This window comes from Actinoplanes sp. GCM10030250, assembly GCF_042666575.1.
Lineage (GTDB): Bacteria > Actinomycetota > Actinomycetes > Mycobacteriales > Micromonosporaceae > Actinoplanes.
On record NZ_JBHTDO010000005.1, the window covers coordinates 284,039 to 298,691 of the forward strand.

At 68.0% G+C, this 14,653-nt stretch carries 12 protein-coding genes, 2 tRNA genes and 1 pseudogene; 9 read left to right on the forward strand and 6 right to left on the reverse strand.

What is annotated here, in order from left to right; all coding sequences use genetic code 11:
• Window positions 1-82 precede the first annotated feature (82 nt).
• Window positions 83-2,071 (forward strand): hypothetical protein, encoded by a 1,989-nt coding sequence (locus ACFQV6_RS10700; protein ID WP_378027226.1) that lies wholly within the window; start codon window positions 83-85, stop codon window positions 2,069-2,071.
• A 116-nt stretch (window positions 2,072-2,187) separates the two neighbouring features.
• On the opposite strand, the gene ACFQV6_RS10705 is transcribed toward ACFQV6_RS10700, so the two are convergent.
• A complete protein-coding gene (locus tag ACFQV6_RS10705; RefSeq protein ID WP_378027248.1) occupies window positions 2,188-2,910 on the reverse strand; it encodes a hypothetical protein in 723 nt (240 codons plus the stop codon).
• A 362-nt stretch (window positions 2,911-3,272) separates the two neighbouring features.
• Here ACFQV6_RS10705 and ACFQV6_RS10710 point away from each other — a divergent pair, with 362 nt between their 5' ends.
• A complete protein-coding gene (locus ACFQV6_RS10710) occupies window positions 3,273-4,802 on the forward strand; it encodes a peptide deformylase (RefSeq protein ID WP_378027227.1) in 1,530 nt (509 codons plus the stop codon).
• Here ACFQV6_RS10710 and ACFQV6_RS10715 read toward each other — a convergent pair.
• Complete coding sequence (locus ACFQV6_RS10715; RefSeq protein WP_378027228.1) at window positions 4,799-5,908, reverse strand: globin domain-containing protein; 1,110 nt, start codon at window positions 5,906-5,908, stop codon at window positions 4,799-4,801. The genes ACFQV6_RS10710 and ACFQV6_RS10715 overlap by 4 nt on opposite strands.
• 106 nt (window positions 5,909-6,014) lie before the next feature.
• On the opposite strand from ACFQV6_RS10715, the gene ACFQV6_RS10720 reads away from it, so the two are divergent.
• Window positions 6,015-6,788 (forward strand): CPBP family intramembrane glutamic endopeptidase, encoded by a 774-nt coding sequence (locus tag ACFQV6_RS10720; protein WP_378027229.1) that lies wholly within the window; start codon window positions 6,015-6,017, stop codon window positions 6,786-6,788.
• On the opposite strand, the gene ACFQV6_RS10725 is transcribed toward ACFQV6_RS10720, so the two are convergent.
• Window positions 6,746-7,300 carry a hypothetical protein gene (locus ACFQV6_RS10725; RefSeq protein ID WP_378027230.1) on the reverse strand — a complete coding sequence of 185 codons (555 nt, stop codon included), beginning with the start codon at window positions 7,298-7,300 and terminating at the stop codon, window positions 6,746-6,748. The two genes, ACFQV6_RS10720 and ACFQV6_RS10725, sit on opposite strands and share 43 nt — an antisense overlap.
• Window positions 7,301-8,009: 709 nt before the next feature.
• Here ACFQV6_RS10725 and ACFQV6_RS10730 point away from each other — a divergent pair.
• Both ACFQV6_RS10730 and ACFQV6_RS10735 read left to right on the forward strand, forming a co-directional pair.
• A tRNA-Ser gene (locus ACFQV6_RS10730) sits at window positions 8,010-8,100 on the forward strand.
• Between the two features lie 36 nt (window positions 8,101-8,136).
• A tRNA-Arg gene (locus ACFQV6_RS10735) sits at window positions 8,137-8,209 on the forward strand.
• 77 nt (window positions 8,210-8,286) lie between these two features.
• On the opposite strand, the gene ACFQV6_RS10740 is transcribed toward ACFQV6_RS10735, so the two are convergent.
• A complete protein-coding gene (locus ACFQV6_RS10740; protein ID WP_378027231.1) occupies window positions 8,287-8,742 on the reverse strand; it encodes a tyrosine-type recombinase/integrase in 456 nt (151 codons plus the stop codon).
• Between the two features lie 817 nt (window positions 8,743-9,559).
• Between ACFQV6_RS10740 and ACFQV6_RS10745 the strand changes: the two genes are divergently transcribed.
• Complete coding sequence (locus ACFQV6_RS10745; RefSeq protein WP_378027249.1) at window positions 9,560-9,838, forward strand: hypothetical protein; 279 nt, start codon at window positions 9,560-9,562, stop codon at window positions 9,836-9,838.
• On the opposite strand, the gene ACFQV6_RS10750 is transcribed toward ACFQV6_RS10745, so the two are convergent.
• Together ACFQV6_RS10750 and ACFQV6_RS10755 are read right to left on the reverse strand one after the other, a co-directional pair.
• Entirely contained in the window at window positions 9,822-10,454 is a 633-nt protein-coding gene (locus ACFQV6_RS10750; RefSeq protein WP_378027232.1) for a nitroreductase family protein, read from the reverse strand. The two genes, ACFQV6_RS10745 and ACFQV6_RS10750, sit on opposite strands and share 17 nt — an antisense overlap.
• A gap of 23 nt (window positions 10,455-10,477) precedes the next feature.
• A complete protein-coding gene (locus tag ACFQV6_RS10755; protein ID WP_378027233.1) occupies window positions 10,478-10,870 on the reverse strand; it encodes a MerR family transcriptional regulator in 393 nt (130 codons plus the stop codon).
• Between the two features lie 421 nt (window positions 10,871-11,291).
• On the opposite strand from ACFQV6_RS10755, the gene ACFQV6_RS10760 reads away from it, so the two are divergent.
• From ACFQV6_RS10760 to ACFQV6_RS10770, 3 genes and pseudogenes are all read left to right on the forward strand, one after another.
• Window positions 11,292-12,803 carry a DHA2 family efflux MFS transporter permease subunit gene (locus ACFQV6_RS10760; RefSeq protein WP_378027234.1) on the forward strand — a complete coding sequence of 504 codons (1,512 nt, stop codon included), beginning with the start codon at window positions 11,292-11,294 and terminating at the stop codon, window positions 12,801-12,803.
• Window positions 12,804-12,805: 2 nt separating this feature from the next.
• Window positions 12,806-14,143 carry an NtaA/DmoA family FMN-dependent monooxygenase gene (locus ACFQV6_RS10765; protein WP_378027250.1) on the forward strand — a complete coding sequence of 446 codons (1,338 nt, stop codon included), beginning with the start codon at window positions 12,806-12,808 and terminating at the stop codon, window positions 14,141-14,143.
• A 159-nt stretch (window positions 14,144-14,302) separates the two neighbouring features.
• Window positions 14,303-14,653 (forward strand): annotated as a pseudogene (locus ACFQV6_RS10770) (NADPH-dependent F420 reductase); the annotation flags it as partial.

Genomic DNA, 14,653 nt, shown 5'->3' on the forward strand with positions numbered 1-14,653 from the left:
AACACGCGTACATATCGGCTCTATCACGCCTCGGGCGCTCACCGCTGGGTTCTTGAGAACCTCGGTTAGGCTCGCCGATGCTATGACGATTACGGGTTTTGACTCGACAGGCCAGTCAACCGGCGAGAACGTTCTCCCGCCCCGCCAAGTGACCGCCGCCGACGACCTGGACGCGGAGCTGATCGCCCTGGGCGGCGGGGTCAAGCCGGTCTCTCCGGCGGTGCTCGCGCCGGTTGAGGAAAGTGGTGATGAGCAGGCAATACAGCCTGTTCGACACCGCTCGTGGTGGCGTGCGCTCACATGGCGCGACGTCGTGGCGATCTCCACTTTCGTCGCTGTCGCGTTCTTCGTCACAGCACCGTTGTGGCTCAATCTTGATCATGAACTGCGCGATGATCCGCAGGATCAAGCTTTCTTCGAGTGGATGCTGGCGCACGGTGCGCGAGTGCTCACTGATGGCGTCTATCCGTTCTTCTCGGACCGCCTGAATTACCCCGACGGGGTGAACATGATGGCCAACACCTCAGTGTTGGCTGTTTCGTTGCCACTGACGCCGATCACTCTTCTGTTCGGTCCTCATGTGTCGTTCAACGTATTTCTCACCGGCGCATTGGCATTAACCGGGACTTCGTGGTATTTGGTGCTCTCCCGGCGCTTCGTCGCCTCCAAGCTGGCGGCCTGGGTCGGAGCGCTCTTCTGCACGTTCGCCCCGAGCATGGTGTCCCACGCCGGCGGCCACCCGAACATCGTCTCGCAGTTCCTCGTCCCGCTGATCATCTGGCGCACGATGGAGCTGCGGGTGCCGCGCCGGGCGCTGCGCAACGGCCTTCTCCTGGCCGGGCTGCTGATCTGGCAGGCGTTCATCAACCTCGAGATCCTCTTCATGACCGCTGTGGGTGTCGGCATCTACTGCGTGGTCATGGCGCTGGTCCGCCGCCGGGCGCACCGCGGCGAGATCACCGCTTTCCTCCGGGGCCTGAGCGTCACCGCGGCCGCGACGCTGGCCGCCCTCGCCTACCCGCTGAGCGTCCAGTTCTTCGGTCCGCAGAGCTATCAGGGCCTGGCCGAGTTCGTCCGCAACTTCGGTGCCGACCTCGGTTCGTTCACCGCTTACGCGAGCCGGTCCGTGGCGGGTAACAGTGCCGTGGCATCGACGCTCTCGCAGAACCCGGCGGAGGAGAACGCCTTCTTCGGCTGGGGCCTGGTCATCCTCTTCCTCGGCCTGGTCCTCTGGATGCGGCGGTCCGCGACGGTGGTCACGGTCGGCGCGATCGCGATCTTCTTCGCCGCGATGTCGCTCGGACCGCGTATTTACCTCAACGGGATCAACACCGGCGTCCCGGGCATCTGGGCGATCATGCACAGCATTCCGGTGCTCGACTCGGCCGTACCGACACGGTGGGCGATGGCGATCGCGCCGATGGTCGGGATCGTGCTCGCGCTCGGCTGCCAGCGCGCCGCCGACCTGATCAAGTCGCAGCCGCACGCCCGCGGCCCGGTCCGCGTCGCGATGATCACCGCGGTCGCGATGGCGCTGGTCCCGCTCGCGCCGACGCCGCTGCAGACGGTCGCGATGGACCCGGTTCCCGAGTTCGTCACCTCGGGCGCCTGGCGTCAGTATGTCGACGACAACCACACCGTCGTCGCGCTGCCGCTGCCGGACAGCAGCTATCCGGACCCGCTGCGCTGGACGGCGTATACCGGGCACGACATGCGCATCGCCGGCGCGTACGCCCTGCTGCCGAACCAGAACCCGCAGAACCCGGCCGACCGCACCGCGATCTTCTCGCCGCCGTGGCGGCCCACCAGCGGCCTGATCGCCTCGATCCGCCAGGGCAACCCGATTCCGGAGGTCACCGACGCGCGGCGCGAGATGACCCTCGCCGACCTGCGCTTCTGGAACGCCGGCGCGGTGGTCCTGACCCCGCAGCCGCGCGACATCGAGATGCTGCGCACGATGTCCGAGCTGCTCGGCTTCCGGCCCACGTGGACCGGCGGCGTCTGGCTGTGGGACGTCGGCGCGATCGTCGACGACCCCGAAGCAGCGCTGGTCGCCGACAGTAAGTCCTGAAGGCCGGCTGCGAGGACCGGCGGTGCCGGACCCATCATCTCGCCCGGCAGCGGGGTGATCGGCCGGACCACGACGGCGCCGGCCGGGACTCCGGGGACTGTGCGTGTCCCGTACGTCTAAGGGGTTTTGATGCAGCAGCCGGGGCAGACCTTGGGCTGCGGCAGAGTGAAAGCCAGGCAGCAGGTCTTGCGCTGCACGTCGAGCTTGCCCTGCGGGCCGGCGACCAGCTCGATGAGATCGCGGACGCCGAGCGTGCCGAGGAGCCGGTCGATGCTCGCGGCGGAGGAGCCGGGCAGGGCGTCGGCGGAGCGCAGGACGCCGTAGGCGATGCCGGAGGCGAGCGAACCCAGCAGCGTGCGCTTGCCCAGGCGGACCCGGTCGTGGATGGCGTCGAGCAGCGGGCTCAGGTGTTCGTCCAGCAGCGACCGGCGGAATTCGCCCAGCAGCGCTTCCTCGTCGGCGACGACGCGGACCTGGGGCAGGCCGCTCAGCGCGAGAGGGTCACTCGGCAGGACGGCGACCGGGATGTCCGGGCGCACACCGATGGTGAGCAGTGGGCGAGGGTCGTCGAAGTGCATCAGGGTGTCGCCGGCGGTGAGCAACGGCACGCGGCGCGCGGAGGCCCAGCCGAGGACCGCCGGAAGGGTGAGCCAGTAGGTGTAGGCCTTCCAGGCGAGCGCGGCGGCGGCGTGCGGCTGAGCGTTCCAGCGGCGGCGTGCGGAGCTCAGGAGGGTTTCGAGATGTACGCCGGTGAGCTGCTCCGTCGGCTTCCAGGCGGCCGGGTCGTGCACCATCAGGTCCGGTGCGAGGCCGGGCAGCTGGGTGCTGGTGCCGAACATGGCCCGCAGCGTCGCGTTGATCGGAGCCAGCGGCTGCTCAGCCAGGCGGGAACCCGAGAGTTCCAGGGTGATCGTCACGGGCGGTCGCCTGCCCGCGGCGACACTCGTCGCTGAGTCACCGCACTACTCCTTGCCGGCGTTTACGGAACGGGTCCAAGGCGACCCACCGTACCCGGTTAAGGCTAGCCTAACCAATCTCCTTGCGGGATCTTTCGGGCGAATAACCCTCTGCAAGAATTACTTTACGTAGCGTTGTTGCCTGAGCGGGTTAGTCAAGGCATTTGTCGGCAACGCGCTACTAGCCCCTTACGGACACTCCCTGCGGCGACACTGAGGATGCCGTCGCGAAGGGGACATCCGTGATGACCACCTCGCCCATTGAACGGGCCGCAGACCAGTTCGTTACGGCGCTTGCGCAATGGCGGGTCGAGCGCGGAATGACCAAGAAGCAGCTCGCCGCGCGGATGGGCTTCGATCCCTCCTACGTCAGCCACGTCGAAGGCCGCCGGCACAAGCCCACCGAGGACTTCGCACGCCGGGCCGAAGCCGTGCTGAGCGCGGGCGGCGCCATCTGGCAGCGCTTCCAGGAGTACGACGAACTCCGTCACGCCCGCGGATCGGCGCTGCACCGCGACCCGCCCGTGCCGGTCCAGTGGCTGCCACCCGGCACCGGGCTCGTCGTCGAGCAGGAGATCGCCGAACTGCGGTACACCGACGGTGCGTACCGCTGCGTGGTGCAGCGGGCGCTCTACAACGCCGGGGTCGAGCCGGTCACCCGCTACCTGGTGAAGATCGCCGTCGACCGGTACCCGCACGATCCGGCCGGCTCCAACCGCCACCACCGGGAGAACCCGCTCACCTTCGAGGAGATGGACGTCTACGCCGTCGCTGGCGAGGGAGCCGCCGCCGAGCCGATGCAGTGGCGGGTCAAGCTCGACCGGGACGCCGCCAAGGAGATCTGGCTGCTCTTCGCCAACGACCGCGGCCAGTTCCCGCTCTATCCCGGCGAGCGGACCAGCATCGAGTACGCGTACACGGTCGGTGAGGAGAAGTGGGGTCAGTGGTTCCAGCGCGCCGTCCGGCTGCCGACGCGAGCGCTGACCATCCGGCTCAACCTTCCGCAGAGCTTCGAACCGCAGGTGTGGGGCAAGGAGGCGTCCCTCGCTGCCGAGGTGCCCGTCCGTACCCCGCTGGAACGCCGCATCGAGGGAGGTCGAGCCATTTTCGAGTGGTCAACCGACGCGCCCCTGCTCAACGCCCGGTACCGGCTGGAATGGCGGTACCGCGGCGCGGACGCTCCGGTCTACGACGAGATAGGGCCGCCGGAGCCGGCCCTGCCGCGAGCCTCGCACCGGATGCGGGGCATCGGCATCATCCAGCGCGGATCCGACCTGCTGCGCCAGCGGGCCCGCCACTTCCAGCTGCCCCGGGAGGGTTCCGCCGCCCGGGACGTCGTCACCCGTCTGCTCACCTCGCTGGGCCGGCTTCAAGATCTGCACGAGTTCAGCAAGGGTGTCGGCCTGGCCGCACCGCAGATCGGGACACCCGTCGCCGCCGCCGTCGTACGCCCACCAGAACTCGACCTCGACCCGGTCGTCCTGCTCAACCCCCGGGTCGTCGGCGAGTCCCACGAATACGACGAGCAGTACGAGGGCTGCCTGTCGTTCTTCGACTACCGCGGCCTGGTGGCCCGCCCGATGCGGATCGAGGTGGAACACGCCCGGTTCGACGGGACCAGGGTGGTCACCACGTTCGAGCGGGCCCTCGCCCGGCTGATCAGCCACGAGATCGACCACCTGGAGGGCCGGCTCTACGTGGACCGGATGAACGCCGAGTCCAAGCTCGTCCCGGTCGCCCAGTACCAGCAGACCGGCCGCCCCTGGGATTACTAGTCGTTGAAGCTGTCGTACTTCACCCGGACGGACGGGACCTGAAGTTCGGCGAGGGTCTTCAGGGTCCCCTTGACCATCTTGCCGGAGCCCGAGACGAAGAAGTCGTGCTCCTGCCACGGGCCGTACCGGGCCACCACGTCGGAGATGTTGCCCTGCTCGCCGGGGTACGTGGGATCGTCGCTGCACGCGGTCACCACCGAAAGCCAGGGATAGCGAGCGGCCAGCCGGTTCAGATCGGCCAGGTCGTAAAGGTCGTCGCGGGTCCGCGCGCCGAAGAAGACGTGCACCCAGCGGGTCCGGTTGTACCGGGTCAGCTCCTCGAGCAGGGACTTGATCGGTGCGAGCCCGGTACCACCGGCGACGAACACCGCGTCCCGGGTCGATCTTCGGTCCAGGGTCATCGAACCCATCGGCGCGGCCAGCTTGATCATGTCGCCCACCTGGAGGCGGCGGACCAGGGCGCTGGACACCCAGCCCGCTCCGACCGCGCGGACGTGGAAGTCCACCGTGTTGTCCTGGCGCGGTGCGTTCGCGGGAGAATAGGTGCGCCAGAGCCGAGGCTGATACCTCGGCGCCTCCAGGCTCAGGTACTGGCCGGCCCGATACTCCATCGGCTGCATCGGCAGGACGGTGAAGACCGCGATGTCCCGGGCCCGGCGCTCGTGCGCGACCACCTCGCCGTACCAGTACGGCGGGTTCGGGTCCGCCTCCGCACCGGCCAGCATCTTCGAGGCGATCACCGCGTACGCGTCCGCCCACGCCTGGTCGTACTCGACACCCCACTGCTCACCCGCGAACGACCGCATCGACTCGATCAACGCCCCACCCACGACCTCGTAGTGCTCAGGTTCCACGTGAAACTTCCGGTGATCCCGTCCCAGCGCACGCAGGTAGTCGTCGAACTTCTCCGGATCGCCGAGCGTCTGCACGGCGGTCACGATCGCGTTCAGCAGCCGGGACCTCTGCACATCCATCTGCACCGGGAACAGATCTCGCAGGTCGGGGCGCGCCAGGAACATGCGGGCGTAGAAATAGCCGGCAACCTTGTCCTGATGCTCCTCGACGAGACTCCAGCTCTCCTTGAGCAAGCGCGCGAGGTCTCCCATGCATTCAGGGTGGTCAGCACAGTCGGGAACACGACGCACCCGAAGTGCGACTCGTCACTCTCAGCGGTGTGTCGCTCGCTCCCACCGGCGCACCTACAGTTGTCGCGTGACCGTAGAAGGACAGCAGACCACCCGTCCGGCGTACACCGCGGAGATCATCATCGTCCTGCTGCTGTCCCTCGGGCAGTCCGCGGTCTACGCCATCGTGTCGCTCACCGCCAAGCTCACGGCGGACCGCCCCCTCGCCCAGCAGACCGCCACGCTCAACCCGACCGTGTCGCCCCGGCCCTACCTGGACCTCACCTACCAGCTGCTCGGCATCTTCTTCTCGCTGATCCCGGTCGTCCTGGTGCTCTACCTACTCATGCGCGACCGCATCTCACCGAGCCGCGACCTCGGCATCGACTACCGCAGACCAGCCTTCGACATCGGCTGGGGCGCGGGACTCGCCGCCGGCATCGGCATCCCCGGCCTACTTCTGGTGTACGCCGCACTGCAACTAGGCCTGAACGCGCAGATCGTGCCCTCAGGCCTACAGCCCTACTGGTGGGCCGTACCGGTGCTGGTCCTCGCCGCGATCGAGAACGCGGTGCTGGAAGAGATCGTGGTCGTCGGATACCTGATGACCAGACTCCGCCAGAACGGCATGTCCACCGTGTGGATCATCGCGTGCTCGGCGGTGCTGCGCGGCTCCTACCACCTCTACCAGGGGTTCGGAGCCTTCGTCGGCAACGCCGTGATGGGCGTGGTGTTCGCCCTGTTCTTCCTCAAGACCAAACGCGTGATGCCGCTGATCGTCGCCCACACGATCCTCGACGTCGCCGCGTTCGTGGGATATCAGCTGCTGCCGGACTCCTGGCTCAGCTGGCTCTCCCTGTAGTGACGTGAGGCCCGAATCGCCAGGGCCTCAGTGGAAGAACGCGCGGTCAGCACGGCGGCGACCAGGCTCGTGCCCGGGAAGACCCGGTTGGTGAGACGCAGCGCCGCCCAGGTCACACCGGCGCCGGCAAGCCGCCGCGGATCCAGGGGTGCGAGACGCAGGAGATCATCCGCGCGGTTCCGGTCGGTCGGATCGATTCCGTACGCGGCAGCGAGGTGCAGAACAAGCTCGGATTGCGTCAAAGCGGCCGCGGCCAGGAGGGTTACCGGGGTGTACAGGCCGGTGTTCGCGGTGAGGGCGCTGCGGAGGGCTGCCGAGCGGGTGAAGCGGTGGATGGCCAGGCGGGCCAGGGCGTCCGGGGTGGCCCGGGGGTAGCGGCCGCGGGTTTGGGCGGCCCAGGTCTTGGCTCTGGGGCCGAGGGTTTGGACTGCGGCCAGGGCGAGGGTTTCGGGGGCCTGGGCCGGGGTGGTCAGCAGGGTGGACCAGAGGTCCTGGACTGCCGGCTCCTCCATGACTGCTGGTTTTTCAACTGTTTCTTCAACGACTGCCTGTACCGGCGGTTCCACCTGCTTTACCGGGGCGGCTTTCTTGGCGAGGGCGGCTTTCTTGGCGGGAGTCGCTTTGGCGGCCGGCGTGGTCTTCTTGACCGGTGTTGCCCTGTCGACCGGTGTTGCCCTCTTGGCCGGCGGCGCCTTTTTCGCGGGAGTGGCCTTTGCGGGCGTCTGCGCCTCTCTCGTCGCGGGCGTCCCGGTCGTCGTGGGTGTCTCCTCGGCGGGGGGAGCGGCGGGCTGAGGCGGGACGGTGCCGGCGGCTGGTGTGGGCCGGCTCCCCTTTCGGGTGGTCCTGCGCTCTTCGGGGGCGGGCTTCGGAGTGCTTTGACCCGTACCCAAGGAAGGCTCTGGAGAGTGACCTTCAGCACCTGGGCCCGGCCGCGGGGGTTGGAAAGTGACCGCCGGCGCAGCCCGGCGGCGTCCCGCAGGCGCGGCCGGCTCCTCTGCGGAGGGCGACTGGTCGGGCGCGCTGAAAGGCGCCCGCGGATCACGTGCGCGCGGGGCATCCCGGCGAGGGTTGTCCTCCATCGAACGCAGCCTAGCCGCTGAAGCGACGTTTCGCCTGTTGGCGACCGGTTGAGAAGATCCGCGGCGTGGCAAGTGGCGGCCTCTTTGTGCGGCGTCCGGGGGGTCCGGTATTGTCAAGCCTCGGTGACCTCCGGGCCACCGGGGAGACTTCGCCTAGTCTGGTCTATGGCGCCGCACTGCTAATGCGGTTGGGGTTTTATAGCCCCTCCCGGGTTCGAATCCCGGAGTCTCCGCGCAAAAGTCGGTGTGTATGCTGGCTGAGCAACTGAGCGCCCGTAGCTCAATGGATAGAGCATCTGACTACGGATCAGAAGGTTAGGGGTTCGAGTCCCTTCGGGCGCACAAGATTTGGACGGGTCTGAACTGCGGAAACGCGGGTCAGGCCCTTCTTGCTGTCCGGCCTTGTTGGACGGTGGGTGTCAGTTGGGTGCCACATGGGTGTCATCACTTCCGTGACGAATCGGGTTGCGGTGGGCGCGTGACCTGCGGCTTCGTTTCCTGGTGGCGGGCCGTTTCTCCGAAGGCTTTTGTTTTTCGCCGCGGTCGGCGGGCCGGTTCTTGGCTGCCTTTTCCTTGATTCGTTTGCGGGTGTGCCGGGCCGCGGCCAGGACGAGGGCGGCGGTCGCGTCGGCACAGCGGCGCTGGCTGTCGGGGAGCACGCTGGTGTAGGTATCCGCGGTGACCACGATGCTGGAGTGCCCGAGCAGATCCTGCAGCGTCTTCAGGTCGGCGCCGGCCTCGTGGGCGAGGGTCGCGGCGCCGTGGCGCAGGTCGTGGAGCCGGACCGGTGGTAGTCCGGCGCGGGTGGTGAGTTTGCGGAATCGGGTGGTGGCGTAGTTACGGTTGATCGGTTCGCCCTCTTTGCGGGTGAACACGTAACCGGAGTCGATGCAAATGTTGCCGGCGGCGTGGCGGCGGTCGCGGTGGTGCGTTGGCGTTCGACGAACAGCAGTCCGCGGTCGAGGTCGACGGCCGCCCATCGCAGGCCGCAGAGCTCGCCGCGGCGTAGGCCTCGTAGTGCGGCGAGCCACCAGAACGCGAACAGCGAGTCGTCGACGGTGGTTTCCAGGAAGGTGGCGAGCTGTGCGGCGGTCCAGACGGCGACCGCTGGGCGTTCGCCGGTGAGTTCCCAGTGTTCGACGCGGCCTTCGGTCCAGACCTGTGCGTGCGGGCGCTGGTAGCCGCGGATTTCGATGTGCCGGGCTGGGTTGCTGTCGATCAGCTCTTCTCGGACGGCCAGGTTCAGTGCCGCGCGCAGGGTGGTCCGTAGGTGGTTGAGAACGGATGGCGACTGCGGCGGATCCGGGTGCGAGTGTCGAGCCAATGCCGTAGCCAGCGTTCGACGGTCCAGCCGTCACCGGTACGCCGGGCGGCGCTGTCGGCCAGGGTATTGTCCCGCGCCTGGCTTGCGGCGGCCTGGGACATGAATCCGCCGCGGCGGATGCGCTCGGAATGGCCGTGTCCCCTTCGCCATCGATCCCCTCCTTGAGCGTGACGGCGTCGAGCCGGGCTGGGGTTCACCCGTGGGAGGGATAGGGGCGAGGTGCTGACATTGCTGGCGGGGTTGGCGAAGGGCGGTGCGGTGGCGTGGATTAGCGATCAGCAACGCCCTTCGGTGTGGATAACAGCGCACGCACCGCCCAGGGACGACGGGTGGGTCACGGCCACGACTGCGGCGCGCTCGAGCCCGCCATGTCGGGGCATACCTGGGAGTTGCACCACAGCAAGCACCACGTGGTGTACGTGAAGGCAGCAACGACGCCCTCGACCAGCTGGCCGAGTTTCGTGACAAGGGTGACTAATTCACCCTGGGCGGGCTGGAGAAGAGCCTGGCATTCAACCTGTCCAGGCGCGTCCTGCACTCGATCTTCTGAAATACCCTGCGCCCTGACAGCACTGTCAGGGCGCACTGCCGCGGCTCCGGTTTCCACGTTCCCGGTCGCCGTGCGGGCGCCTAGATCCAGCGGATGACCTCGTCCGGGGCGGGTCGCCCGGCCGGTTGGAAATCCGTGCCTTTCGTGTACGCCACCGGTGTGAGCACGGCCTGCGCGACCGTTTCGTAGTCGAGGCCGAGGATGTCGGCCACGTCCCGCTCGCGGGCGAGGTGCATCGAGGTCCATGCGGTGCCCAGCGCGCGGGCGCGGGCGGCGAGCATAAAGCTCCACGTGGCCGGGATGACGTTGCTCATGCCACCGACCGCCCACTGCCGGTTGGGGGCTTCGTTGCAGGCCAGGACCAGTACCGGCGCGTCGCCCATGTGCTCGCCGAGGTAGTCGGCGGAGCTGGCCACCCGCCGCTGTACCGCGTCGCGGGCGTCGTCACCGGTGGGCTTACCGGGGTACCCCGGTGAGGCCTTGTAACCCGCGTACACCTCGCGGTAGACGTCGCCGACCGCCCGGCGTTTCGCCTCGTCGCGGATCACGACGAACCGCATGGTCACGATGTTCGATCCGGACGGCGCCTGCAGGGCCATCGCCACGCATTCGCGGATCGCGTCGTCGGGCACCGGCCGGGTGAAGTCGAGGCGTTTGCGGACCGCCCGCGTGGTGGAGAGCAGCTGGTCCGGGTCGAGATCGAGCAAGGTCATTCGGGTCACCCTAGGGTCGAGGATCATTTCGGTACGCGGGTCGCAGTCGTCGCAGCGAGGGATCGGTCCATGGCCGCGATGTATTGAGTGAGGGCGTGGCAGTGGTGCTCCAGCAGACCAATGCGCTCGGTCATCCGGTCGCGCTCACGCACCAGCATCTCGCGCAGCTCAGGGTCGGGATCGGCGACCACGATCTCCTGCGGCTGGTTGAGGCACGGCAGCATGTCGCCGATGATGCGAGTGGGGATGCCGGAGTCGAGCAGGCCGCGGATCTTCTTCACGCGATCCACGAGGTATTCGTCATACTCTCGGTAGCCGTTTTGCTGCCGTCGCGGCGTGATGAGCCCTTGCTCTTCGTAGTAGCGCAGCATGCGCGTCGGGACCTCGGTGCGTTTAGCCAGTTCACCGATCTTCATGACCACCTCCTCGGCAACGTTACAGTCATGTCAAGGTTGACGGGGTGTGAGTGACCACTCGTCGCTCAGAGTTGACATTCACATGATGTGAAGGTTGCACGATGGTCGCATGGCCCGGACCAGCAACCTCCCACAATGCCGCCCGCAGAGCGTGACACCGCGGACGATGCGGCGTACCCATGTGGGCTTTGCGACGGGGCGCTGCGGTCATCGCCGCGAAGATCGTCGGCTGTTCGGGAAGCAGCGCCATCCTCGTAGGCGATTGCAGGTCGGTGATCACCCGAGCCCGACCGCGACCCACCGGGTTGTCCTTCGCGCGCCGGCTTGTCCGGCCCGGACCTGACTCCTGCCCGTCGATGACTCGCGCACGGCGCACCGATCGATCTTCCTCTTCCGACCTCCCGAGACAGCGAGCACGCACATGAGCACCCCACCGAAACTTGACGTCGCCGCTCCGGCATCGGCGGTCCCCTCCGGCGACCGGCTCCCCCCGGGCGTCGCCCTGGTCATCGGGGTCCTGATGGTCTCGACGTTCATCGTCTTCCTCAACGAGATGCTCCTGGGCGTCGCCCTGCCCACGCTGATCGCGGACTTCGGGGTCAGCCCCAGTACCGGGCAGTGGGTCACGACCGGCTTTCTGCTGACCATGGCCGTGCTGATCCCGGCCAGCAGTTTCGTGATGCGGCGGTTCCACCTGCGGACGATTTTCCTGGTCGCGTTGTCGCTGTTCATCGTGGGGACGACGCTCGCTGCGATCGCGCCGGCGTTCGGCGTCCTGGTGACCGGCCGGATCATCCAGGCGTCCGGCACCGCCGTCTTCCTGCCCCTGTTGATGACCACGACCATGAGCCTGGTCCCGGCCGCTCGCCGCGGCCGGATGATGGCGATCACGACGGCCGTCCCGTCCGTGGCGCCGGCGCTCGGCCCGGCCCTGTCCGGTCTTGTGTTGTCGGCACTGAGCTGGCGCTGGCTGTTCATTCTGATGCTGCCGATCGCCGTCGCCGCCCTGGCGCTGGGGGCGTGGAAACTGCGCAACATCACCACCCCGGAGCCGGTGACCCTGGACCTGCTGTCGCTGCTGCTGTCCGCGTTCGGGTTCGGCGGCCTCGTCTACGGACTCTCCCTGCTCGGCGAGGCGTCCTCCGGGCACGCCCCGATCCCTCCGTACCTGCCGATCGCGGTGGGTCTGGCAGGCCTGCTGGCGTTCGTCCTCCGGCAGATCCCGCTGCAGCGTCGCGACAGCGCGTTCCTGGACCTGCGAATCTTCCTGCAGAGGTCGTTCACCCTGCCGATCCTGGTGATGGTCTTCGTCGCGGGCAACGGGATCGGCCTGCTGGTCGTGCTCCCGCTGGTGCTGACCAACGTCGTCGGCCTGAGCACCCTTCAGCTGGGCCTCTTCCTGATCCCGGGCGGCGCAGCGATCTCGATCATGGCGACGCTGAGTGGCCGGGTGTACGACCGTATCGGACCGCGCCCGCTGGTCATTCCGGCTGCCATCGTCTGGTTGGCCGTCCTGTGGTTCCTCAGCCGCGTCGACGAGAGCACGAGCGTCGTCACGCTGATCCTCGCCTGGCTGGTGTTCACCAGCGCCATGGCCACGATGTGGGCGCCGCTCACGACGGTGGCGATGGGCGCTCTGCGGACCGAACTCTTCCCGCACGGCTCCGCGGCTTTCGCCACCATCCAGCAGCTCGCCGGTGCCGCCTTCGGTGCGGTGTTCATCTCCGCCTACACCATCGGTTCCGGTGCCCGCGACGCCGGCGTGCTGAGCACGGACCAGGCCACGTCGGCCGGACACGCCGCCTTCCTGACTGCCTGGGTCATCGGTCTGCTCGTGCTGGTGGGCGCCCTCTTCATCCGTCGGACACCGAGTCCGGCCGCCGACGGTCCGGTCCCGGTCGCGCCGGTCGCGGGCGAGACGGTGGCCCGGTGACCATGACGAACAAGCAGCTCATCCTCGGCATGGGGCTGATCGACGGATACGGTGGCCTGCACGGCGCCTGGCGTGCCCCGCACGTGGACCCCGGGACCTACGCGGACGTCGACGCCACCGTGCGTCATGCCAGGGCTGCCGAGCGCGGCAAGTTCACATTCCTGTTCACCCCCGACTTCCCTGCCGTGCGCAGCGACGTCGAACACTCGACGATCAGCAACCTCATGGACCCACTGATCCAGTTGTCCGCCGTTGCGCGCGAGACGACGAACATCGGTTTCGTCGCCACTGGGTCGACGACCTTCCAAGAGCCGTTCAACACGGCACGCCAGTTCAAGGCCCTCGACGTGCTGAGCCATGGCCGGGCAGGCTGGAATGCCGTCACGACAAGCGATCCGGCCGTCGCCGCCAACTACGGCAGGCCCGTCGCCGGCCGCGACGAGCGTTACCAGCGCGCCCACGAGGCCATCCAGATCGTTCAGGCGCTCTGGGGCAGCTGGGAGGAAGACGCGTGGGTCAAGGACCAGGCAGCAGGCCGCTTCATCGACCCGTCGAAGCTGCGACCGGTCAACCTGCAAGGCGAGTACCTCGCTTCGCGCGGCCCCCTGGGGATCCCCCCGTCGGAACAGGGCCAGCCCGTCGTCTTCACCGCCGGCGGCCCCAGCCCGCACCTGCTGTCGATCGCGGGCCGCTACGCCAGCGGCTTCATCGCCGAGGTGTGGACGATCGAGGAGGCCCGCGCCCAGCGCGAGCTCGTGCGCAACGCGGCACGCGAAGCCGGCCGCGACCCCGACGAGATCAAGTACATCCCCGGCATCATGACCACCGTCGCACCGACCGTGCGCGAGGGCCTCGATCGCCGCCTCAGGTATGCCGGCGACGTCATCGAGGCCCGCCTGCCCCACCTCGGCGCAATACTCGGAATCCAGATCCACCCCGACCGGTACGACGAGCCCCTCACCCTGGAGCAACTGGCCTCCGCGCACGCCTCACCGATGGACCCGCGCGCGTCGAACGCTCTCGCGGTGGCACGCCAGGGATGGTCCCCCCGCGACGTCCTCGCCCACGGCGTGATCGACTTCCACCCCACGGTCGTAGGCCCGGGGAACCTGCACGCCGACCACCTGCAGGAGTGGTTCGAGGCGGGAGCCGCCGACGGCTTCTGGGTGACACCCGACATCTACGAGGACGGCGTCGACGCCTTCGTCGACGAGGTCGTGCCGATCCTGCAGAAACGTGGCATCTACCCCACCGAGTACCCGGGCGAGACCTTGCGCGCGAACCTCGGCGTGCCCCACCAGTACGGACTCGACCCACGCATCACCGGCGTCGACAAATGACCGGACTCAGGTGACGCCGCAAGTATCTGACGACCGTTCGCGTCTGCGCGCTAGCCCAGAACCAGATTCTCTTTCGGCTCTCGCTGATCGCCCTGGTCGTGGGGGCGTGAAGACGAAGAACCGCAGGGCACCGTACACAGACGACACGCAGCGCATAGCGACACGCAGCACATCACGCAGGAGGAGAACTTCATGAAGATCGGCATCATGGGAGCCGGCAGCATCGGCAGCGTGCTCGCCCCGCGGCTGAGCGCCCACGGCCACCACGTCAAGATCGCGAACTCTCGCGGGCCTCAAACGATCCCCGCCGATGTCCTTGCCACCGGCGCCCAAGCGGTGTCCGCGGGCGAGGTCGCCGCGGACGTGGACGTCCTCATCACCTCGGTCCCCCTCATCCGGGTGCCCGACCTCAAGCCGCTGCTGACCGACCTGCCCGCGGACGCCGTCGTCATCGACACCTCGAACTACTACCCGGCCCGCGACGGGCACATCGCGGCCCTCGACCGCGGG

Coding starts and splice junctions, on each gene's coding strand:
- ACFQV6_RS10700 (WP_378027226.1), top strand. CDS start 83: ATGACGATTACGGGTTTTGACTCGACAGGCCAGTCAACCGGCGAGAAC.
- ACFQV6_RS10705 (WP_378027248.1), bottom strand. CDS start 2,910: ATGTTCGGCACCAGCACCCAGCTGCCCGGCCTCGCACCGGACCTGATG.
- ACFQV6_RS10710 (WP_378027227.1), top strand. CDS start 3,273: ATGACCACCTCGCCCATTGAACGGGCCGCAGACCAGTTCGTTACGGCG.
- ACFQV6_RS10715 (WP_378027228.1), bottom strand. CDS start 5,908: ATGGGAGACCTCGCGCGCTTGCTCAAGGAGAGCTGGAGTCTCGTCGAG.
- ACFQV6_RS10725 (WP_378027230.1), bottom strand. CDS start 7,300: ATGGAGGAGCCGGCAGTCCAGGACCTCTGGTCCACCCTGCTGACCACC.
- ACFQV6_RS10745 (WP_378027249.1), top strand. CDS start 9,560: ATGTCGGGGCATACCTGGGAGTTGCACCACAGCAAGCACCACGTGGTG.
- ACFQV6_RS10750 (WP_378027232.1), bottom strand. CDS start 10,454: ATGACCTTGCTCGATCTCGACCCGGACCAGCTGCTCTCCACCACGCGG.
- ACFQV6_RS10755 (WP_378027233.1), bottom strand. CDS start 10,870: ATGAAGATCGGTGAACTGGCTAAACGCACCGAGGTCCCGACGCGCATG.
- ACFQV6_RS10760 (WP_378027234.1), top strand. CDS start 11,292: ATGAGCACCCCACCGAAACTTGACGTCGCCGCTCCGGCATCGGCGGTC.
- ACFQV6_RS10765 (WP_378027250.1), top strand. CDS start 12,806: ATGACGAACAAGCAGCTCATCCTCGGCATGGGGCTGATCGACGGATAC.